Genomic DNA, 21,127 nt, shown 5'->3' with positions numbered 1-21,127 from the left:
TAGCTTGGAGATTCTCGACCGATGACGCGCCTCAGCGCCAAGACCCTTTCGGGGTCCCCCACCGCCTTTGCCACGCCCGATTATGACCGCAGCGCCGTCACGCCGGGCATTGTGCATCTGGGCATCGGAGCATTCCACCGCGCCCATATGGCTGTCTATGTCGATGACCTGCTCAAGCAGCATCCCGATTGGGCGATTGTCGGCGCCAGCCTGCGCCGCCCCGACACCAAAGAAGCGCTGGAGCCGCAGGACGGTCTCTACACCGTCGCCATCCGTGACGCCGCCGGCACCCGTGCCCGTGTCATCGGTTCGATCCTCAAGGTGCTCGACGCCAATACCGAGCGCGATGCATTGATCGACCTGATGGCGTCACCCGCCATCCGCATCGTCTCGCTGACCGTCACCGAAAAGGGCTATTGCCATGATCCGGCGACCGGCGATCTCGATAAAGGCCATGTCGATATCGTCTATGACCTCGCAAATCCCGATGCTCCGCGCAGCGCGCCCGGCCTGATCGTCGCCGCCCTGGCCCGCCGCAAGGCCGCTGGCCTCGCCCCCTTCGCGGTGATGAGCTGCGATAACCTGCCCTCCAACGGCCAGACCACCCGCCGGATCGTCACCCATTTTGCCCGCCTGCGTGATGGGGAGCTGGGCGATTGGGTCGAAGCCAATGTGGCCTTCCCCGGCACCATGGTCGACCGCATCGTTCCCTCGACCACCGATTCTGACCGCGAGACCATTGCCAGCCTGACCGGTCTGGAAGACGCCTGGCCGATCATGACCGAGCCCTTCACCCAATGGGTGATCGAGGACAATTTCCCCCAGGGCCGTCCGCCCTTTGAAACCGTCGGCGCGCAACTGGTCGAGGATGTCGAGCCGTTCGAGCGGATTAAGCTGCGCATGCTCAATGGCGCGCACTCCACCTTGGCCTATCTCGGCTACCTCGCCGGCCATGAATATGTCTCGGACGCTATGGGCGATCCGGCTTTCGCCAAGCTGATCCACGATATGCAGACGCTCGAAATCATGCCGACGCTGGACATGCCCGGCGTTGATCTGGCCGCCTATCGCGACCAGTTGCTGGAGCGCTTCCGCAATCCCGCCCTCAAGCACCGCACCTGGCAGATTGCCATGGATGGCAGCCAGAAGCTGCCGCAGCGCCTGCTCGGTACCATCCGCGATCGCCTTGCCGCCGACGCACCGTTCGAGCGGCTGGCGCTCGGCGTTGCGGGCTGGATGCGCTACGTCATGGGCATTGATGAGAATGGCGACGTCATCGACGTCCGCGATCCCCTCGCCATGCGCATGTTGGCCATCGCCGCCGACGCCGGCGACGATGCCGAGGAGCTCTATATCGGGCTGGTCAGCCTGACCGAGGTATTCGGCGGTGACCTGCCGGAAAACCAGGCTTTCGGCGAAGCCGTCGCCACCCATCTCGATACTTTGCTGGAGATCGGCGTGGCGGAGACGGTTTACGAGGTTGCCGAGGGAGACGCTGCCTAGGCGGCGCACGCGCCCGACCGCCGTACCATCGTGACCACCGGGCACGTCCCGGTGCCTCCAGCTCCGAAGATGGATTGCCCGGACAGGCCAGGCAATGACGGCGACTAGTGTTTTGGGATTTCCTTACACTATCCCACCCACTGCGCTACCCGCGGGCTTGACCCGTGGGCCATTCTCAACACGGCATGTGCGGCGAGCGACCCGCGGATCAAGTCCGCGGGCAGCCCGAATTTGTAGTTTGATTTAAGGCTTAAATCCGCCCCTCCATCGCCCGGTCAAAGATCTCCAGCGCCCGTGCCTTGGTCAGTTCAATCGGATTGCCGCCCGCCGTGGGATCGACAATTGCCATGTCGCCGATCAGCTCGCGCTTGCTGCCATCGACATTGAAGTCCGCCAGGGTATGGGGCACATCGAGCCGTGCCCGCAGGGCCAGCACGGCATGCTGGAACGCTTCAAAGCTCGGTGACAAGCCGAGATAGGCGGCCAACCGGGCAATGCGGGCTTCGATGGCAGCTTTGTTGACCGCCAGCACATAGGGCATGAACACCGCATTGGTCATGCCGTGGTGGGTGTCATAGAGCGCCCCAACCGGATGGCTGAGGGCGTGAATGGCGCCGAGTCCCTTCTGGAATGCGGTGGCGCCCATCGCCGCCGCACTCATCATGTGGCCGCGTGCTTCGACGTCATTGGGATTGGCATAGACCTTGGGCAGGTTCTCGAACACCAGCCGCATGCCCTCGACGGCTATGCCATCGGCCAAGGGGTGATAGCCCGGCGCGCAATAGGCCTCGAGGCAATGGGCCAGCGCGTCCATGCCGGTACCCACGGTGATGAATTTGGGCATGCCCACCGTCAGCTCGGGATCGATGATCACCACTTTGGGCATCATCAGGGGATGAAAGATCACCTTCTTGGTATGGGTGGTTTCGTCGGTGATGACCCCGGCGCGGCCCACTTCCGAGCCGGTGCCTGCGGTGGTGGGGACGGCGATGATCGGGAAAATCCCCTTGGGATCGGCGCGGGTCCACCAATCGCCGATATCCTCGAAATCCCACATCGGCCGGGTCTGCCCGGCCATGAAGGCAATGACCTTGCCGACATCGAGGCCCGAGCCGCCGCCAAAGGCGATGACGCCATCATGCCCACCTTCGCGCAGCACCTTGATGCCGGCCTCGACATTGGCCGAAATTGGATTGGGTTTGACCTCCGCAAATACGCCAACCGGAATGCCGGCATTTCTGAGCAGCGCGATGGCGTTCTGCGTTACCGGCAGATTGACCAGCCCCGCATCGGTCACCAGCAAGGGCTTGCTGATCCCGGCTGCCTTCAGCGCCTCCGGTAACTCGGCAATGCGGCCGGGGCCGAACTTGATGGCGGTGGGGTAGTTCCAATTGGCTTTGGTCATGGCGCTGTTGCCTTCACATTCACGGTGTCATTCCGGCGGAGGCCGGAATCCATGCGGTGGGTCTGCCACACGCTGGATGTTGCGGTTGACCACGGACAAGGATCCCGGCCTGCGCCGGGATGACCCCGTGGGTTGGGAGCGTTCCGGGCATTACACCCGCTTCAGATGGTAACTCTTCGGCTGGGTCAGATTGGCATAGCCGATCTCGCTCAGCGCGCCGCCCTTGCCGGTGTCCTTGACGCCGGTCCAGACCAGTGCCGGATCGAGGTAATCGCAGCGATTGGCGAACACCGTTCCGGTTTCTACCCGCGATCCCAGCCGCGCCGCGGCATCGAGATCGCCGGTCCAGATCGAGGCCGTCAGCCCATAGGGGCTGTCATTCATCAGCGTCACCGCTTCGTCGTCATCGGCAACCTTCATGATCCCCACCACTGGCCCAAAGCTTTCCTCGCGCATCACCGACATCTGGTGGTTCACATTGGTCAGCACTTCGGGCGCCAGATAGGGCGAGCCATGCTGGTCCAGTTCGTGGCTGGCATTGAGCAGCCGGGTCGCACCGCTGCGCACGGCTTCGGCAGTCTGCAGGCGCACATGATCGGCAAAATTGCCGCGCGCCATCGGGCCGACAATTGTATCGGGATCCATCGGATTGCCCAGCGCCCAGCCCCGGGCGTTTTCAACGAAGCGCTCGACGAAATCGTCATAGACGGCTTCATGCACATAGATGCGCTCGACCCCGCAGCAGCTCTGCCCGGAATTGAAGAACGACCCATCGACGAGGTTTTCCGCCGCATTGGCGAGATCGGCGTCAGCCCGCACATAGGCCGGATCCTTGCCGCCCAGCTCCAGCCCGAGCGTGGCAAATGTCCCCGCCGCCGCCTTCTCGATCCGGCGCCCGCCTGCCACCGATCCGGTGAAATTGACATGGTCGATGGCGCCCGAGCCGATCAGCTTTTCGGTGTCGTCATGGTCCAGTGCCAGGTTCTGGAACAGCCCATCCGGCAGCCCCGCCCGCACCGCGGCCATGGCAAAGCGCTCGCCCGCCAGCAGCGTCTGGCTGGCATGCTTGAGGATGATGGAATTGCCGGCCATAAGCCCGGGCACGATGGAATTGACCGCCGTCAGGAACGGATAATTCCACGGCGCGATCACCATGACAGTGCCCAGCGCCTCGCGGGTGATATAGCGGATAAAGCCGTCCTTGCCCGGCTTCTCGGCCGGTGCCAGCGCTTCGGCGGCCAGATCGATCATGTAGCGGGCGCGTTCCTCGACACCGCGCTTTTCGCCGCCGAAGCGGATCGGCCGACCCATCTGCCAGGCCAGTTCGGGCACGATATCGTCATTCATCGCCAGCAGCGCATCGACGAAATGGCTCATGATCTTGGTGCGTTCGGCAAGGGTGACCTCGCCCCAGCCGCGCCGCGCCGCCTTGGCCCGCGTCACCGCCGTCTCGATCTCGGCGGCGGTGGCCAGCGGCCGCTCGGCATAGACCCTCCCATCAATGGGGGAGATGATTTTTACCGTCTCGGTCATGGTCGGTCCTCGTATATGTCCACCCAACAGCAGTTATGGGCGTCTGGTAAGGCTGCATGTGGAGCGGGTTCAGCTCCGTTCAAACCCGCGTTTCAGCTCCCAGTCAGTGACGCGGCGGTCATATTCAAACTGTTCCCACTCGGCGGTATGCACGTAGTGCTCGATTGCCGCCGTGCCGAACGCCTCGCGCAGCATCGTGGAGTTTTGCAGCATTTCGGTGGCTTCGCGCAGCGTCTTGGGAATTTCGCGCAGCGTCCCGGTCAGATAGGCGTCGCCGACAAAGGCCGGCTCCAGCGGCAGCTTGTCCTCTATCCCCCTGATGCCAGCGGCAATCAGCGCAGCGATGGCGAGATAGGGATTGAGATCGGCCCCACCCATGCGGCATTCGACGCGGATGGCCTTGCTGTGCTCGCCACAGAGACGGAAGCCAGCGGTGCGATTATCCGGGCTCCAGATCGCCTTGGTCGGCGCAAAGGTGCCGGCCTGGTAGCGCTTGTAGGAATTGATATAGGGCGCAAGAAAATAGGTGATGTCGCGGGCATAGGCCAATTGCCCGGCCATGAAATGCTTCATCAATTCGCTCATGCCGCGCTCGTCCTTGGCGTCGACAAACATCGGCTTGCCTGCCTTGTCGGCCAGCGACATGTGGATATGGCTCGACGAGCCGGCGAGGCCAAAATCCCACTTGGCCATGAAGGTCACGGCCTTGCCCTGGCCATAGGCGATTTCCTTGGTGGCGTTCTTGAGCACCACATGGCGGTCGGCCATGGTCAGCGCATCGGCATATCTGATATTGATCTCTTCCTGGCCTGGGCCCCATTCGCCCTTGGAGCTTTCCACCGGAATGCCCGAGGCCTGCAAATGCTTGCGCAGCTGACGCATTACCCCTTCTTCCTTGGTGGTCTGGAAGATGTGGTAATCCTCGATGTAGTAGCCCGACGTGGTCAGGTTGCGGTGTCCCTTGTCATGCACCGTGCGGTAGTCGTCGTCGAACAGGTAGAACTCGAGTTCCGTCGCGGCATTGGCGGTGTAGCCCATCGCCGCCAGCCGCTCGATCTGATGCTTGAGAATGGCGCGGGGGCTGTGGGGGAGCGGTTCGTGATGGTGATCGGTCAGATCGCAGAGGACGATGGCCGTGCCTTCCAGCCAGGTGGCCTTCATCAGAGTGGTCAGGTCCGGCTTCATGACGAAATCGCCATAGCCCTTGCCCCAATTGGCCGCCGTGTAGCCGGGTACCGGCTCCATGTCGATGTCATCGGCAAGCAGGTAATCGCAGCCATGGGTTTCGTCATGGGCCGTGTCGAGGAAATACTCGGCCTGGAGACGCTTGCCAATCATCCGCCCCTGCATGTCGGGAAAGGCGACCAGCACCGTATCGATGCGTCCCGCACCCACATCCTCCCGCAGCGCTTCCAGCGAATAGGCAGCCATACTCTCTCTCCCGATTGCGTCGTTTGGCTGGGGCCTTGATCCCTCCACGGTTCAAGACCCCAGATTGGCTCAGGCCTTGTGTTCGAGCGCGAATTCTTCCTCTGGCGACAGGATCAGCTTGTGACGGCCGACCAGCGCGAAATAGGCGATGAACACGGCAAACCAGATCGCCACGCCCAGAATGCCGGCGCGATAGGCCGCGTCACCGGTGATTTGGAAATAGATGGTGACCGCCGCGATAATCACGGTCAGCGCCGCGCCCGGAACGCCGAAGGGATTGCGGAACGGCCGATCCATGTTCGGCTGGTTCTGCCGCAGGAGGATGAAGCTGATGCCCTGCATGATGTAGCTGAGCATGGCTCCGAACACCGCCATGTTGAGCAGGGTAAAGCCGATCACCGAACCCCGGTTTTCCTCGCCGGCCAGGAACCAGACCGAGAGGATTACGGCGAGGCCGAGCAGGGCGCCCGCCACCATGGCGATGTGAGGCGTCTTGCGGCTGTCATGGGTCACCGACAGCAGGGTCGGGAAATAGCCGGCGCGGCTGAGCGAGAAGATCTGCCGGCCCTGCGCGAAGATGATGGTGTGGAACGAGGCGATCAGCCCCAGCACCGCCACCAGCGCCAGCCCCTTGGCAATGCCGTCGCCATAGATGGCCTTGAAGCCATCCAGCAGCGGTTCGCCCGACGAACCCAGCGCAAACGAGCCAATGCCCGCCACCGATGGATTGAGTGTCAGGATGGCAAAAGCTGAGACCACGAGGGTGAGGAAGGCCGCGATGATGCCGCGCGGCATATCGCGTTTGGGGTCCATCGATTCTTCGGCCGCCAGCGGCAGCTGCTCGACGGCCAGGAACAGCCACACCGCAAAGGGCAGGGCATAGAAAATGCCGATTATGCCATTGGGCAGGAACGGTCCATTGCCCTCTGGCAATTCAACTCCACCCGGCCCGATATTGAGCGCCCAGCGGGAGAAATCCATGTTCGGAATGGCCGAGATCCAGAACACCAGCAAGCAGGCCAGCGCCAGCAGCGTCACCACCAGCGTCACCCGGAAGCTGAGCGCCACGCCCCACACATTGAGCCCGACAAAGACGATATAGGCCAGCACCCACCAGACCGGTTGGAAACTGTCGGGCGTGCCGAAAATCCCGGTGAGATAGGAGCCGATGAAGAACACGATCACCGCTGGGGTGAGCACATATTCGACGTTCTCGGCCAGACCGGTGAGGAACCCGCCCCAGGGGCCCATGGCGGTGCGGGCGAAGGAATAGGCGGCCCCGGTATGGGGCAAAGCCGGGCTCATTTCGGCAATGGCGAAGGTCAGGCCGAGATACATGACGCCGATGACGATGGTGGCAATGAACATGCCGCCCCAGCCGCCCTGCAGCAGCCCGCCATTCCAGCCCGAGAAGTGTCCAGAAATCACGGCGCCAACGCCCAGCGCCCATAGATGCCACACATTGGCGTGCCGGATCAGGCCACGCTTTGCGAAGTACGAACTGTCGCGCGTTGCATAGGCAACACTGCCGACCTTCTTGGTCTCAGCCATTCAAGTCCCCCTGGTTTCAGTCCCCATATCCTTGGTCTAGCGAGCCATTGCCAGTCCACGCGCTGTACGCGCCGTCTCGAGGCAACGGGCCAGCCGGTTGGCCCATAGGGCGACCCCGGCGGGTTCGAGAATTTCGTCGTTCCGAATTTCGATCATCGTGGCTTCGAGCCCGCGCCCGTCGCCATGCTTTTCCAGCGTCAGCGTCACCCCGTTGAGCGCCGCATAGGGCTGGTTCCAGCCCACATTCATGTCCGGCTCTTCCGCCTTGAGCGCGTCGTATACTGTCTGGGTAAAGCGCGGATCGGTGCCGTGGATCAGCCCGATTGGCCAGGGCCGTGCTACCCCCAGATAGACCGGGGTGAACGAATGCATGCAGACCAGAATGGTGTCCTGCCCGGCCCTCCGGCGCATTTCCAGCACCGCATCGATGGCGTCGTGGAAAGGCCGGTGAAAATGGGTGATGCGGTAATCCCGCTCGTCGGCGCTCAATCCCTCATTGGCGGTGATCCGCGTCGTCTCGGACAGCGTCCAGATCAGGTCGGGTGCGTCGAGATCGCGATTGCAGTCGATCACCAGCCGCGACACTGTCGATTGCACCAGCGGCGCCCCCAGCAGATCCGACAAGAGATGGCTGACCGACAAGGCGCCCGGGTCCCAGGCGATATGGCTCAGCCGCTCGATGCCGGACAGACCCATATCGCCATATTTTTCGGGAATGCGGTTGGAAGCATGGTCGCAGACCAAGACAAAGGGCGAGGTCCCACTCGCATTGGAAACGATCACAGCCTTGTCAGCTTGCGTATCCACCTTGCCCCGCCCGTGCAGCGATTAACTCTGTACTAGTAGTTCCATATTGGTGATATCTGTCAATCCTGAATTCAGAAATCCAGGACGGTTGGGGATGGAAGGCAAGACGGTCGCAGCGCGGATCCACGATGCGATGCATCGGCTCACGGCGGCTGAAAAGCGCGCGGCACGGGGGCTTCTGGCCAATTACCCCACCATTGGTTTTGCCCCGGTCGCCGAGTTCGCCGCGCAGGCCGGCGCCAGTTCGGCCACTGTTCTGCGCTTCGTGTCCCAGCTCGGCTACAGGTCTTACCCCGATTTCCAGCGCGCCCTGCGCGAGGAGCTGGACGAGCGGGCCAAGTCGCCGCTGCAGCGCAGCCAGTCCGCGCCGCCCCGGCAGGCGGGCGATGCCAACTTCCTTGATCGCTTCATTACGCAGTCCATCGACAATCTGCGCAGTTCCGCCGCGCTGATCCCGGCCTCCGAGTTCGAGGCGCTCTGTGTGCGGCTGGCCGAGGGCAAGGGCACCTGCTACCTCGCGGGCGGACGGTTTACCGACTTTCTCGCCGGCTATCTCGAAGCCCATCTGCGGCTGGTGCGCCCCGGCTTGCGCCGTCTCGATGCGCGTCCGGCGACCCGCGCCGACCAGATGATCGACGTCAAGCCGGGCGATACCGCCATCATCTTCGACGTCCGCCGCTACGATGCATCCCTGCTCGAGGCGGCGGCGGAGCTTGCAGCCCGCCGCGCCTTCCTCGTGCTGATTACCGATGAATGGATGAGCCCGATAGCGCGCCATGCCAAGCTGGTACTGCCCTGCCATACCGGCCTCGATCGGACCTGGGACGCCAATGGCTCGGTCTTCACCCTGGTCGAAGCGCTGATCGCCCGCACCACCGAACTGGCCTGGCCTGTTGCCAGCAAACGCATCAGCTCCATCGAGCGCAGTTAGCGCCTCAGTCCGTCTTCTCCAAATCCAGGTAGTCCTCGGCGCTCATCCGGATTTTCGGGTCGAGCTCGCCGATGGCCTTGGCACTCTTGCCGGTATAATCCAGCTTGTGCAGCACGGTACGGATAACGTTGAGCCTTCCGCGCCGCTTGTCGTTGAAGCGGATTACCGTCCAGGGCGCATGCCTGGAATCGGTGCGCTTGAGCATGTCGTCCCGCGCCGCCGAATAGGCGTCCCACTGGCCTAGCGCCTCCAGATCAATGGGCGACAGCTTCCACACTTTGAGGGGGTCGTGGCGGCGGTCATGGAAGCGCTTGAGCTGCATTTCCCGCCCGATAGACAGCCAGAACTTGAACAGGTGGATGCCGTCATTGGTGATGCGTTTTTCAAATTCCGGCGCTTCCGCTAGGAAGGTCTCGGTCTGCGCGGGGGTGCAGAACCCCATCACCGGTTCGACCCCGGCCCGGTTGTACCAGGATCGGTCGAACAGCACGGTTTCCCCGGCCGCAGGCATCCAGTCGACATAGCGCTGAAAATACCATTGCGTCCGTTCGCGATCGTTGGGCTTGGGCAGGGCTGCGATCAGATTGTAGCGGGGATTGAGATTTGCCAGATAGGTCTTGATGGTGCCGCCCTTGCCGGCAGCATCGCGCCCCTCGAACACATTCATGATGCGCTCACCGCTCTTGCTCAGATGCGCCTGCAGCAGAACCAATTGCTTTTGCAGATCATACATCTGCTCTTCATAGAGTTCGCCATCGAGTTTATCCTCATAGGGATAGCCACCAGAGCCCATTGCCGCTTTCTTGATGGCCTTGGGCAGTTCCGGATTGTCGATGTCAAAGCTCTCGAGCAGGTCGGTCACACTGTCTCTCCGTTGTCGCATTCAACGTGCTATGAAGGCGATCCACGCGCAAGGGGCGCGTTCTATCGAGGTTTCCAGACGGCTCACATGGTCGATTTTCCGTCCTCTCCGGCTCCGTCCATGCCCGTGACGGCGCGCCTGCGCGCGCGCGCTTCCCTGCTTGCCGCCATGGCAGTCATTCTGCTGGTTCTGGTTATCGCCGGCAGCCTCACCATTGTGCCTGCGATCATGGCGCTGCTGGCCACTTTGGGCATCGCGGCGCTGCTGCCCTCGGCCGAGGTTCACGTTGAGCCGACAGTCCTCGAAGTGCTGGAGCCTGGGCGCGAGGAACGCTCGGTCGCCGCTTTCGCCGAGGCCCTTACAGATCCCTGCCTGGTGCTGGATCGGCGGGCGGTGGTGGTCCATACCAATGCCGCCGCCAGCCGGCAGTTTCCCAATGTCGTGCCCGGCAATCCGGTGACGCTGTCGCTGCGCAATCCCGAATTGGTGCAGGCCATCGAGGCTGTCGGCAAGTCTGGCGCCACGCGCACCTTTGAATTGCATGAAACGCTGCCGTCCGAGACTTGGGACAAGGTCGTCGTCGCGCCGTTGCGCCTGCCGGGCACCGATTGGCTGACCGATGATGCCCGCCAATCGGTCGTGACCTTTCAGAGCCTGACCGAGCTCAAGCGCGTCGATGCCATGCGTGCCGATTTTGTCGCCAATGCCAGCCACGAATTGCGCACGCCGCTCGCCTCGTTGCTGGGCTTTATCGATACGCTGCTGGGCCCGGCGGCCAAGGACGCTGCCGCGCGCGAGCGCTTCCTCGGCATCATGCGCGGTCAGGCCGAGCGGATGAGCAAGCTCATCGACGACTTGCTCAGCCTCTCGCGCATTGAAATGCACCAGCATGTGCGCCCCACCGGCAGCATCGATCTTGCGGCATTACTGCGCGAAGTGCGCGATGGTCTGCAAATCCAGGCCCGCGCCGCCGACCTGGATATTGTCATGACCCTGCCCGAGGGCGTCGCCACCACAATAGGCGATCGCAGCCAGCTCTATGAAGTGTTTGAAAACCTCATGGACAACGCCATCAAATATGGGGCCAGCGGCAAGACTGTCGAGGTCACCCTGACCCCGGCCGGTCGCACCGGCTTCCAGCATCTGGTCAGCGTCACCGACCATGGCGGCGGCGTCGAACCCGAACATGTGCCGCGACTGACCGAGCGGTTCTACCGCATCGACGCCGAAATCAGCCGCAAGCAGAAGGGCACGGGCCTTGGCCTCGCCATCGTCAAGCACATCGTCCATCGCCACCGCGGCCTGCTTACCATCAAGAGCCGCCCCGGCGAAGGCATGCGGGTTGAGGTGCTGCTGCCCTGAGGGGGGGGGGAGGCGCCTACTGCTCGGCATCTATGTTCTCCGTTTGCCATAAGCAATCTCGTTGGCATGAAGCGCCGCGGACACAGCGCTACTAACACCCCTGAGTCATTCCCGCGCAGGCGGGAATCTATTCTTCCTGCCGTGGCCGCCCAAGAGTGGATTCCCGCCTGCGCGGGAATGACTCCGTGATGATGGGGAGATGCGGCCATTACATGTCGCGGCGGCGGGCAACCTTTGACCCCACCACCTCCCAAAACAAAAAGGGCGCCAGTGGCGCCCCTTGTCATTCTCAGTCTGCAATCCGCTTAGCGACGCTTCTTGTCTACCTGGTGGTAGGCGCGGCGCGAGTGGAATTCGCAATAGGGCGTCGAGTCCTGCGAGTGCTGACCGCAGAAATAGAAGTCCTTGGTCAGTGGATCGCCGATTGGCCACTTGCAGGTGTGCTCGTTCAGCTGCAGCAGGCTCAGCCGCTTGTCTTCAGGAATGAAAATCTCGGCCGCTACCGGCGCGACATACATCTGGACTTCGACATCATTGCTGACGGCCAGCGCGGTGGCGCCGATCGACTGCGGACGGCTGACACTGGCGCGAACCTTGTTCATGCCGGCCATGGTGCTGCCGATGCTTGCCGTGGGGCTCGCGACCCGACGAGGCGCTGGACGCGCTGCCGGACGGGCGCGCGGCGTGGAATTGGTTGGCTTGGCGCGCGCCGACAACTTGAGCCGGTGGACTTTGCCGATCACCGCATTGCGGGTGACGCCCTGGCCGAGTTCGCCAGCGATCTGGCTGGCGCTAAGGCCTTCCATCCAGAGCTTCTTCAAAAGTTCGACGCGATCCTCAGACCAGCCCGCCGATTGTGCTCCTGAATCTATCGTCAAAACAGAATCCTTCATTGTGCTGCCAAAATGGTCGGCAACCTGGTATATCTACACGTCGTATGCAGAGCGGGTCCGCCACACGAGATATCGTGTCCCCGACGCCTTCTATAGTACGCCATGGGAGGAATCGGGATCAAGAGTCCGAGCCAACTTTCACGGGGAAAACACTTGGTTAAAATCCGGTAAAGAAAGTCAGAGTCATATCAGGCACTTGCTGGCGACACGCCCGCGAAACATTGACTTTCAAGACGAAAATCGCCTAACTGCCCCCCGCGACGCGCTGCAAAAAGGAGCGCGTTTTTGGTCTTTTCGGGGCCAGTGGCAAACTGATTGGTCCGCTGCGCCTTTCCTGCAACAGCTTGATATTGAGGATATGCCATGTCTGCGCTCTACGGCACCTATGCCCGGTCCGAACTCGCGTTTGAGCGGGGCGAAGGCATGCGCCTGTACGACCAGCACGGCCGATCCTATCTCGACTTCCATTCCGGCATTGCCGTGAACGCGCTCGGCCATGGCGACGCTCATCTTGTCTCCGCGCTCAAGTCCGCCGCCGACAAGGTCTGGCACACCTCCAATGTCTTCACCATTCCCGAGCAGGAACGGTTGGGGCAGCGGCTCGTCGATGCGACCTTTGCCGACTCGGTGTTCTTCACCAATTCGGGCGCCGAGGCGCTGGAATGCGCCATCAAGACCGCGCGGCATTATTTCTGGGCCAAGGGCGAGACTGATCGCTACGAGATCATCGCCTTTACCGGCTCGTTCCACGGCCGCACCATGGGTACCATCGCCGCCGGCGGTAACCCCAGCTATCTGGAAGGCTTCGGCCCGCCAATGGCCGGCTTCAAGCACACCGCGCCCGGCGATCTCAAGGCCGTCGAAGCGCTGATCACGCCGCAGACCTGCGCCATCCTGATCGAAACCGTGCAGGGTGAGGGCGGCGTGACCGCCATGACCCCCGAATTCATGCAGGGCCTGCGCGCCCTCTGCGATGAGCACGGCATGCTGCTGATCCTGGACGAAGTGCAGTGCGGCTACGGCCGGACTGGCCGGTTCTTTGCCTTCGAATGGAGCGGCATCACGCCCGATATCGTCGCCGTGGCCAAGGCCATTGGCGGCGGCTTCCCGCTGGGTGCGTGCCTCGCCAAGGGCGACGTTGCCGCCTCCATGGTGCCCGGCACCCATGGCTCGACCTATGGCGGCAATCCGCTGGCGTCGGCCGTCGGCAATGCCGTGCTCGACCGCATCCTGGCGCCAGGTTTCATCGATCACGTCAACCAGATGGGCCAGAAGCTCGCCTGGCACCTGCAGCAGCTGGCGCAGAAATATCCCGATTACGTGGTGGAATCGCGCGGCAAGGGCCTGCTTGCCGGCATCAAGATCACCCCGCCGGTGCGCGACTTCGTTGCCCGCCTGCGCGATGACCACCAGATGCTAGCCATCGGTGCCGGCGACAATGTGCTGCGCCTGCTGCCACCATTGATCGTCTCCGAAGCCGACATTGAAGAGGCGATGGACAAGCTTGGTGCGGCCTTTGCCGCCATCGAGGCTGAAACCGCTTCGGTTCCAGCCGTGGGGTAAGCATGAGCACGCGGGTTCGCTATTTCGGCCGCCGACGACGCGGCCTGTTCCCTCCCCCCTGAAGGGGAGGGCTAGGGTCGGCCCCGGAGCCGTGCAGACTAAAGTCTGCGCACCGGGCGCCGCCCTCGACCTCTCGCAAAGAGAGGAGCGACCGAGCGATCAGCTCACGAACCCAAGCGTCAAAAAAGGAACCCGGCCCATGACTTCGACCGGCACCCCACGGCATTTTCTCAATATCGACGACTTTTCCTATTCCGAACTGCGCGGCATGCTCAACGCCGCCGTTTCCCTCAAAGGCCGCCTCAAGGATGGCGACCGGCCCAAGCTGCTGGCCGATAAAGTCCTGGCCATGATCTTTGAGCGTCAGTCCACCCGCACCCGGGTCAGCTTCGACGTCGGCATGCGCCAGCTTGGTGGTGAGACCATCATGCTGTCCGGCCAGGACATGCAGCTGAGCCGCGAGGAAACCCTGACCGATACCGGCCGGGTGATGAGCCGCTATGTCGATGCCATCATGATCCGCATTCTCAGCCATGCCGATCTGGTCGAGCTGTCCGAAGGCGCTACCGTGCCGGTGATCAATGGCCTGACCCGCCGCGCCCATCCCTGCCAGGTGATGGCCGATCTGATGACCTTTGAAGAGCATCGCGGCAATATCAAGGGCGCCAAGGTGGCCTGGGTTGGCGACAGCAACAACGTGCTGCATTCCTGGGTCAATGCGGCCGAGCTGTTCGAGTGCGAGCTGACGATTGCCGTGCCGGACGAATACTGGCCCGAAAAGGACCTGATGCTGGATATCGAAAAGGCCGGAAAATGGGTCAAGCTGATCGAGGATCCGCGCGAGGCGGTCGAGAATGCTGACCTGATCGTCACCGATACCTGGGTGTCGATGGGCGACACCGACGCCGCCGAGCGTCGCCGGGTCTTGAAACCCTACCAGGTGAACACCAATTTGATGGGCCTGGCGAACAAAGACGCTCTGTTCATGCACTGCCTGCCCGCCCATCGCGGCGACGAGGTGACCGACGAGGTGATCGACGGTCCCCAGTCAGTGGTGTTTGACGAAGCCGAAAACCGCCTCCATGCACAAAAAGCCATCCTGTGCTGGGCCTTCGGGGTCGAGACCAACTAGTCCCCGATATTGACCGGATTCATCACCAGACTTCATGGTGAGCCTGTCGAACCAGCAGATCGCACCCACCTTGGGTTGTGGTCTGCTTTCGATGCGCTCAGGATGGGGTCTGCTGGTATTGCTGGTTGGCCTTGCCGACCTGAAAGCCCTTTCTGACAATGACGACGGACGCGACTGCCATGACCGACACCCTGATGTCTTCCCTCGGTCTCGATCGCCCGGAAACGGGCGACGATGCCGTGGTGCCCTTCACCCTCGACAAGCTCGATACCCGTGGCCGCTCGGTGCGGCTGGGTGATGCCCTGGACACCATTCTCAATCGCCATTCCTATCCGGCGCCGGTTGCCCGGCTGCTGGGTGAAGCGGTGGTGCTGGCGGCGCTGATCGGCTCCTCGCTCAAGTTCGAGGGGCGCTTCATCATGCAGACCCAGACCGATGGCCCGGTCAACCTGATCGTCGTCGATTTCGACGCCCCCGACGGGCTGCGCGGCTATGCCCGTTTCGATCACGATGCCCTGGTCAAGGCAGCCGAGAGCGGCCGCACCAAGCCGGGCGAACTACTCGGCAAGGGCCATCTGGCCATGACCATCGACCAGGGCCCCCATACCGAGCGTTATCAGGGTATTGTCGCCCTTGATGGTCATTCGCTCGAGGAAGTGGCGCATACCTATTTCATGCAATCCGAGCAGATCCCTACCATGGTGCGGCTGGCGGTTGCCGAGATCACCCGCAAGGGCGATCATCGGCCCCATTGGCGCGCCGGTGGCGTCCTGATCCAGCACCTGCCGGAGAGCGGCATCAGCCGGCAGATCGACCTGCCGGGCGATGGCAATTACGAGGAACTGGACGAGGCCGATGGCTGGAGCGAGGCTAAGGCCCTGCTCACAACGCTCGAGGATCTCGAACTGGCCGATCCGGACCTGTCGCCCGAGCGGCTACTGTTCCGGCTCTATCACGAGACCGGCGTGCGGGTGTTCTCGCCCCTGCCAATGGTTGAGCGCTGCACCTGCTCGGCCGATCGTATCGAAGAAATGCTGGCCGATAGTTTTTCAGCCGAAGACCGCGAAGAAATGGCGGTGGATGGTCAAATCGAGGTGGTCTGCGAATTCTGCTCGACGGCCTATCACTTCAATCCGCACCAGTTCGGCGTCAAGCACTAGCGCAGTTGCACTGCCGCACGAAACCGCCGCTCCCAACGGGGCGGCGGTTTTTCTTTGTTGTCAGCAGTTTGAGGATGTAGGCATGACTTGCGCAATCTCGCGTATCCGGCCAGACTGACCGCATGAACCGGGCCAGGGGGATGCCAGGTGAATGTCGATCTGCTCTCGACGATCGAGGCGATCCAGCGCCAGACCAGCGCGCCGGCCGTCTTCGATCTGATGCACAAGGCGATTTGCTCTTACGGGTTTGATCGCTTCATAATTTCAGGACTGCCTGATCCGGGAATGGATGTGCGCCCGCTCGTGCTGCTTTCGGGCTGGCCGGAGGAGTTCTACGAACGCTATATCGAGCGCGACTATGTGCGTTTCGATCCGGTCGCCCGCTACTGCTTTTCCACGGCCATGCCGTTCACCTGGGACGAAGCGCCCTTCGATCCCAATGCCGACCGCATGGGACAGCGGATCAAAAGCGAAGCCAGCGATTTCGGTTTGCGCGAGGGGCTTTGTGTCCCCATTCATCTCGGAGGTGGGGGGCATGGCGCTGTATCGCTGGTCGGTCCGACCGGGCACCTGACTCATACGCTGCGGCTCGAGTTGCATATGCTGGCTCTCTATGCCCACGGACAGATGCGCCACATCAATGCCAATGCCGACGATGCCAGCCAGCGTCGTGCCATTACCCAGCGCGAAGCCGAGGTGCTCAAATGGGCGGCCAATGGCAAAACGGCCCATGAGATCGCCACCATCACCGGCCTGACCGAGCGCACGGTCAACCAGCATTGCGAGAACGCCCAGCGCAAACTGGGCACCAGCAACCGGCTGCACACGGTCGTTGAGGCGATCCGTTATCGTCTCATCGCATTGTGACTTCCCCCAATACCGCACGGCCGGCTCCACTGCCTAAATGAAGTCTTAACGCCCGGACGGCGTTGGGGGCAGCAATGAAGGCGCATCTGGAAAGCGCGCTGGTCGCTGGACCGGCATTGGTCTTGCACGGGCGCAATGGGCATCTGCAGCACCGGGGACACTTTGACCTGCCGGGTGGTGACGCCCCGAGCTGCCGCGATGCCGATGCGGGCCATTGTCGTGATGATACCCGGGCGATTACGCAGCTCATTTTGCAGATCATCTGGCGCGTCAGCCGTCCTCCAGATCCCCGCCAGCACAGTCTGCTCCCGCATTGACCCAAACTTGCAGGTTGCCGTGTCGGACACGTTGGACTTGATAAAAGCGATCTTGCGCCAGGATTGCCCGGACGACGAGACTGCACGCCAAGTGCTCCATGCCGCTCTGGAACGCGAGATCGACGTCCTGGTCTATTGCGCCGTGATCCTCGGCATCGGCGAGGCGCCGGCAATGGAGCGCGCCGCCGCATGGCTGGATATGGCCTATTTCGACGTGGTGCCGCGCAATCTCAGTGGCTCCAGCGCCCCGGTGCGGCTCGACGCCCTGGCCGATATCAAGTGCTTCCGCGTCATGGTCCTGGACATCGATGTGCTGTTCTGTGCTCCCGATTTCAGCAATCTCCTGGCGATGAAGGCATATCGGCGCCGCCATCCCGCATTGGCGCGCCAGGTTTGCCTCGTTCCGGCCTCGGCCCTGCGGGCCTATCTGGTCAATGCGTGTTCGTCGGCACTGATCGATGGCGCCCGCCAAAATCTTGCCCGCCGCTGGCCCTATGCAGCAGCACAACTGGAACTGACCAGGCCGGCGCGATGGCTCTTCGTTTCTGGCCTGCTGGTATTGCTCGGCGCGGTAATCCTCATGCCGTTTCTGGGGCCGTCGGTACTCGGCCTGCTGGTGCTTGCCATGCTGGCCGTGCCTGCGGCCATTCGCCTTGCCGCCATCCGCCATGCGCTGGTCACGCCGGTTGCGGCTGCGCCCGAGCCGATCCCCGACGCCGAACTGCCGGTCTATTCGGTGCTGATCCCGTTGCGCAACGAGGCGCATATGGTGCCGCAATTGCAGCGGGCGATGGCAGCGCTGGATTATCCCGCCGACAAGCTCGACATCAAATTCGTGGTCGAGGCCCGTTCGGCGGCGACTTTGGTGGCGGTACGCCAGTTACTTGACGATCCGCGCTTCTCGCTGGTGCCGGTGCCCGAAGCTCTGCCCCTGACCAAGCCCAAGGCGCTCGATTTCGCCCTGCCGCTCTGCCGGGGTCAGCATGTCGTGGTCTATGATGCCGAGGATACGCCCGACCCCGGCCAGCTTCGTCTCGCTGCCGCGCGGTTCCGCGCCGAGCCGGACATCGAATGCCTTCAGGCTGAACTGCTGATCGACAATGGCCGCGAGAGCCTGCTCACCGGCCTGTTCGCGGGTGAATATGCGGGTCTGTTCGGGGTTATGCTGCCAGCGCTTGCCGCCTGGGGCCTGCCGGTGCCGCTGGGTGGCACCTCCAACCATTTCCGCGTCTCGACTTTGCGGGCGCTGGGCGGCTGGGATGCCTTCAACGTCACCGAGGACGCCGATCTCGGCATGCGGCTGGCCCGGATGCGCTATCGCATCGGCGTTTTGGCGTCGAGCACCCAGGAAGAGGCGCCGATCCGACTGAAGACCTGGATGAACCAGCGCACGCGCTGGCTCAAGGGCTGGATGCAGACTTTCATCGTCCATAACCGCAGTCCCTTGCGCCTCTATAAGGAAATGGGCCTGGTCCCGATGCTGGTCTTCGAGTTCCTGGTGCTGGGGATGATCGTCGCGCCGCTACTCCACTGCGCTTTTTTGCTGACCCTTGTGGGGCGGCTGGCGCTGGGGCTCCCGGCGCTGCCCGATACGCCCCTGTCGTGGCAGGTGCTCTATCTCGGTGTGTTCGCCCTGGGGCATGGCGCGGTGATGGCGCAGACCCTGTTGGGGCTCCACCGGCACCGCCGCTACCATCTGATGCTCCAGCAATTGGCCTTGCCATTCTATTGGCTGCTGATCGCCTTTGCCGCGCTGCGCGCGGTGCGCGAGCTCCTCGACAGGCCGTTTCACTGGGCCAAGACCGAGCATCGCCCCATCCTGTCGCGGCGTCGCCACCGCCACCGGAGCGGGACTGCGCCCGCTCCGCAAGTTGCGCCGGTTTATTCGGCTGCCGGCAAGCTCACGCCATAGATGGCAGCCAGTTCGTCGACCATGGTGAAGGCGCTGAGAATGCCGCCGCCGCTGTTCCACACCAGCTCGCTGACGCGCTGGGCCTTGCCGTTCTTGACGGCGTCGAGGTTCAGCCACAGCGGGTCGGCCAGCCATTCGGTCAGGTTCGCCTTGTTTTCTTCCGGGTCGGCATCGGCCGAGAAATAGAAGATGCGATCGCCGGCCATTTCCGGGATACGTTCCTTCTGCACTTCCTCGGCGAACTCGTCCTTGTCCTGCGCCGCGGGGCGCTTGAACCCGATCTGCTCGAGAATGCCGCCGGCAAAAGTATCCTTGTAATAGATGCGGGTACGGCCGGGCGCGAAGCGCACCAGCGACATCTGATCGTCAATGGCGGGGCCAACGGCGTCCCGCAGCGCGGCAGTGCGTGCGGCGAATTTGGCGAGCCCGGCTTCGGCCTCCGCCGCCTTGCCGACCGCGGTGCTGTAGAGAAGCTGGTTTTCGCGCCAATTGCCGCTGAGGTTTTCCGCAAACACCGTCGGCGCGATCGCCGAAAGCTGCGCATAGATCTTTTCCTGGCGCACCTTGTTGCCGATGATCAGATCGGGCTCGAGGCTGGCCAGCACTTCCAGATTGACCGCATTCTCGGTCCCGAGCGGCACGGTGTCCTTGAGCGCTTCGGCAACATGGGCATACCAGGGGTCGCCATTCCAGCTCTGCACCGCGCCGACCGGCACCACGCCGACATAGAGCAGGGCCTCGGTGCCCTCATTGGTCAGGATCACCACGCGTTGCGGCGCGTCGGGGACTTCGGTGACGCCCATGGCGTGGGTGATTTCGCGCGCTGCCACTGGGGCTGCGAAGGCCACGCCGGCAAGGGCGATAGCGAGGAACTGCTTGATCATGGATTTACTCCAGGGTGCAAAAGAACGGCCGGCACCATGGGCGCCGGCCAATTGGGATCAGCGGGTGGGGGCGACGCCGTAAATGGACTCGATCTGGTCGAGCAGCGCATTGGCCGCGATGATGCCACCGGCGGTGTTCCAGATCGCGTCATCGACCTTTTGCGCCTTGCCGGCCTTAACCACGGGCAGGGCCTGCCACAGCGGATCGGCGGTCCAGTCGGCGGCCGCGCTGTCAGCGGCGCCGTCACCGCTCTCGTAGACGAAGTAGAACAGGCGATCACCCTCGAACTCGGGGATACGTTCCTTGGTCACTTCATCGACGAATTCCATGCGGTCCTGGTTGGCCGGCCGGGCAAAGCCCAGCTGTTCCAGCACGACGCCGGCAAAAGTATCCTTGAGATAGATACGGGTGCGGCCCGACATGAAGCGGACCAGCGAGATCTTCTCGGCCTTGGCATCGCCCAGTTCGGCGCTGAGCTTGGCAATGCGCTCATCATAGGCGGCGACGGCGGCGGCGCCTGCATCGGCCTTGCCGGCAGCTTCGGTGTACAGGGTGAAGTTTTCTTTCCAGTCGCCGCGTAGCCGCTCGGAGATCACGGTGGGAGCGATGGCCGATAGCTGCTCGTAGATCTTTTCGTGGCGGATCTTGGTGCCCAGGATCAGGTCGGGCTCCAGGGCGGCCAGCAGCTCGAGGTTCACCGCCGATTCTTCGCCCAATACGGTCACGTCGGCCATCTGGGCGGCGATGTGCGCATACCACGGATCGCCCAGCCATGAGCGCACGGCGCCGACGGGGATAATGCCGACAGCGAGCAGCGCCTCGGTGCCTTCATTGGTCAGCACCACGATGCGCTGCGGCGCGTCGGGAACTGTGGTAACGCCCATCGAATGGGTGATTTCGCGGGCCATACTGGCCGGCGCGAGCGCGATGAGCAGCGTTGCTGCGGCCCCCGCGATCAGGTTACGAAAAGTGGACATTTGTCGCCTATAAACTTGACAGGGTGGGTCAGAAAA

General features: G+C 62.8%; 18 protein-coding genes. 9 read left to right on the top strand and 9 right to left on the bottom strand.

The features are described 5' to 3' along the window. Window positions 1-21 precede the first annotated feature (21 nt). Window positions 22-1,503, top strand: a complete 1,482-nt coding sequence (locus tag BUA69_RS12810; RefSeq protein WP_046136869.1) for a mannitol dehydrogenase family protein — start codon at window positions 22-24, stop codon at window positions 1,501-1,503. 250 nt (window positions 1,504-1,753) lie between these two features. Here BUA69_RS12810 and BUA69_RS12805 read toward each other — a convergent pair whose 3' ends face one another. The 5 genes from BUA69_RS12805 to BUA69_RS12785 form a co-directional block, all read right to left on the bottom strand. Then, window positions 1,754-2,908: an iron-containing alcohol dehydrogenase gene (locus tag BUA69_RS12805; RefSeq protein ID WP_046136870.1), complete on the bottom strand. Its 1,155-nt coding sequence runs from the start codon at window positions 2,906-2,908 to the stop codon at window positions 1,754-1,756. A 150-nt stretch (window positions 2,909-3,058) separates the two neighbouring features. Then, window positions 3,059-4,441, bottom strand: coding sequence for an aldehyde dehydrogenase family protein (locus BUA69_RS12800; protein WP_046136871.1), 1,383 nt, complete (start codon window positions 4,439-4,441; stop codon window positions 3,059-3,061). A 69-nt stretch (window positions 4,442-4,510) separates the two neighbouring features. Then, a complete protein-coding gene (locus BUA69_RS12795) occupies window positions 4,511-5,872 on the bottom strand; it encodes a glutamine synthetase family protein (protein ID WP_046136872.1) in 1,362 nt (453 codons plus the stop codon). Window positions 5,873-5,941: 69 nt separating this feature from the next. Then, window positions 5,942-7,423, bottom strand: coding sequence for an amino acid permease (locus BUA69_RS12790; protein WP_046136873.1), 1,482 nt, complete (start codon window positions 7,421-7,423; stop codon window positions 5,942-5,944). 36 nt (window positions 7,424-7,459) lie between these two features. Beyond that, on the bottom strand, window positions 7,460-8,230 hold the full coding sequence (locus BUA69_RS12785; protein ID WP_046136874.1) for an N-formylglutamate amidohydrolase: 771 nt from the start codon (window positions 8,228-8,230) through the stop codon (window positions 7,460-7,462). Window positions 8,231-8,324: 94 nt separating this feature from the next. Here BUA69_RS12785 and BUA69_RS12780 point away from each other — a divergent pair, with 94 nt between their 5' ends. Further along, a complete protein-coding gene (locus tag BUA69_RS12780; protein ID WP_046136875.1) occupies window positions 8,325-9,161 on the top strand; it encodes a MurR/RpiR family transcriptional regulator in 837 nt (278 codons plus the stop codon). Between the two features lie 4 nt (window positions 9,162-9,165). Here the strand turns inward: BUA69_RS12780 and ppk2 are convergent, their stop codons facing one another. Further along, the gene (ppk2, locus tag BUA69_RS12775; RefSeq protein WP_046136876.1) at window positions 9,166-10,044 is read right to left on the bottom strand and encodes a polyphosphate kinase 2; all 879 of its coding nucleotides are present in this window, start codon (window positions 10,042-10,044) and stop codon (window positions 9,166-9,168) included. Window positions 10,045-10,143: 99 nt separating this feature from the next. Between ppk2 and BUA69_RS12770 the strand changes: the two genes are divergently transcribed. Continuing rightward, entirely contained in the window at window positions 10,144-11,385 is a 1,242-nt protein-coding gene (locus BUA69_RS12770; RefSeq protein ID WP_052950754.1) for a sensor histidine kinase, read from the top strand. A 305-nt stretch (window positions 11,386-11,690) separates the two neighbouring features. On the opposite strand, the gene BUA69_RS12765 is transcribed toward BUA69_RS12770, so the two are convergent. Next, window positions 11,691-12,263 (bottom strand): GcrA family cell cycle regulator, encoded by a 573-nt coding sequence (locus tag BUA69_RS12765; protein ID WP_280136820.1) that lies wholly within the window; start codon window positions 12,261-12,263, stop codon window positions 11,691-11,693. 378 nt (window positions 12,264-12,641) lie between these two features. On the opposite strand from BUA69_RS12765, the gene BUA69_RS12760 reads away from it, so the two are divergent. The 6 genes from BUA69_RS12760 to BUA69_RS12735 all read left to right on the top strand — a co-directional run bounded on the left by BUA69_RS12760 (window position 12,642) and on the right by BUA69_RS12735 (window position 19,229). Further along, window positions 12,642-13,841, top strand: a complete 1,200-nt coding sequence (locus BUA69_RS12760; RefSeq protein ID WP_046136879.1) for an aspartate aminotransferase family protein — start codon at window positions 12,642-12,644, stop codon at window positions 13,839-13,841. Between the two features lie 199 nt (window positions 13,842-14,040). Next, entirely contained in the window at window positions 14,041-14,973 is a 933-nt protein-coding gene (gene argF, locus BUA69_RS12755; protein ID WP_046136880.1) for an ornithine carbamoyltransferase, read from the top strand. A 179-nt stretch (window positions 14,974-15,152) separates the two neighbouring features. Continuing rightward, window positions 15,153-16,133 (top strand): Hsp33 family molecular chaperone, encoded by a 981-nt coding sequence (locus BUA69_RS12750; RefSeq protein WP_143154508.1) that lies wholly within the window; start codon window positions 15,153-15,155, stop codon window positions 16,131-16,133. 147 nt (window positions 16,134-16,280) lie between these two features. Continuing rightward, on the top strand, window positions 16,281-17,000 hold the full coding sequence (locus BUA69_RS12745) for a LuxR family transcriptional regulator (protein ID WP_046136881.1): 720 nt from the start codon (window positions 16,281-16,283) through the stop codon (window positions 16,998-17,000). Window positions 17,001-17,074: 74 nt separating this feature from the next. Next, entirely contained in the window at window positions 17,075-17,317 is a 243-nt protein-coding gene (locus BUA69_RS21010; protein ID WP_046136882.1) for a hypothetical protein, read from the top strand. Window positions 17,318-17,354: 37 nt separating this feature from the next. Continuing rightward, entirely contained in the window at window positions 17,355-19,229 is a 1,875-nt protein-coding gene (locus BUA69_RS12735) for a glycosyltransferase family 2 protein (protein WP_160300166.1), read from the top strand. On the opposite strand, the gene BUA69_RS12730 is transcribed toward BUA69_RS12735, so the two are convergent. Then, the gene (locus BUA69_RS12730; protein WP_046136883.1) at window positions 19,199-20,113 is read right to left on the bottom strand and encodes an ABC transporter substrate-binding protein; all 915 of its coding nucleotides are present in this window, start codon (window positions 20,111-20,113) and stop codon (window positions 19,199-19,201) included. The two genes, BUA69_RS12735 and BUA69_RS12730, sit on opposite strands and share 31 nt — an antisense overlap. Window positions 20,114-20,170: 57 nt before the next feature. Then, complete coding sequence (locus tag BUA69_RS12725; protein WP_046136884.1) at window positions 20,171-21,091, bottom strand: ABC transporter substrate-binding protein; 921 nt, start codon at window positions 21,089-21,091, stop codon at window positions 20,171-20,173. Window positions 21,092-21,127 lie beyond the last annotated feature (36 nt).

The organism is Devosia limi DSM 17137, assembly GCF_900128975.1.
GTDB lineage: Bacteria > Pseudomonadota > Alphaproteobacteria > Rhizobiales > Devosiaceae > Devosia > Devosia limi.
Note: the sequence above shows the minus strand (reverse complement) of the source record. Positions and strands in the feature narration are given on the sequence as shown.

Bases quoted from the DNA above. Each gene is read 5' to 3' on its own strand.
- BUA69_RS12810 (WP_046136869.1), top strand. From the start codon at position 22: ATGACGCGCCTCAGCGCCAAGACCCTTTCGGGGTCCCCCACCGCCTTT.
- BUA69_RS12805 (WP_046136870.1), bottom strand. From the start codon at position 2,908: ATGACCAAAGCCAATTGGAACTACCCCACCGCCATCAAGTTCGGCCCC.
- BUA69_RS12800 (WP_046136871.1), bottom strand. From the start codon at position 4,441: ATGACCGAGACGGTAAAAATCATCTCCCCCATTGATGGGAGGGTCTAT.
- BUA69_RS12795 (WP_046136872.1), bottom strand. From the start codon at position 5,872: ATGGCTGCCTATTCGCTGGAAGCGCTGCGGGAGGATGTGGGTGCGGGA.
- BUA69_RS12790 (WP_046136873.1), bottom strand. From the start codon at position 7,423: ATGGCTGAGACCAAGAAGGTCGGCAGTGTTGCCTATGCAACGCGCGAC.
- BUA69_RS12780 (WP_046136875.1), top strand. From the start codon at position 8,325: ATGGAAGGCAAGACGGTCGCAGCGCGGATCCACGATGCGATGCATCGG.
- ppk2 (WP_046136876.1), bottom strand. From the start codon at position 10,044: ATGCGACAACGGAGAGACAGTGTGACCGACCTGCTCGAGAGCTTTGAC.
- BUA69_RS12770 (WP_052950754.1), top strand. From the start codon at position 10,144: ATGCCCGTGACGGCGCGCCTGCGCGCGCGCGCTTCCCTGCTTGCCGCC.
- BUA69_RS12760 (WP_046136879.1), top strand. From the start codon at position 12,642: ATGTCTGCGCTCTACGGCACCTATGCCCGGTCCGAACTCGCGTTTGAG.
- argF (WP_046136880.1), top strand. From the start codon at position 14,041: ATGACTTCGACCGGCACCCCACGGCATTTTCTCAATATCGACGACTTT.
- BUA69_RS12750 (WP_143154508.1), top strand. From the start codon at position 15,153: ATGACCGACACCCTGATGTCTTCCCTCGGTCTCGATCGCCCGGAAACG.
- BUA69_RS21010 (WP_046136882.1), top strand. From the start codon at position 17,075: ATGAAGGCGCATCTGGAAAGCGCGCTGGTCGCTGGACCGGCATTGGTC.
- BUA69_RS12730 (WP_046136883.1), bottom strand. From the start codon at position 20,113: ATGATCAAGCAGTTCCTCGCTATCGCCCTTGCCGGCGTGGCCTTCGCA.
- BUA69_RS12725 (WP_046136884.1), bottom strand. From the start codon at position 21,091: ATGTCCACTTTTCGTAACCTGATCGCGGGGGCCGCAGCAACGCTGCTC.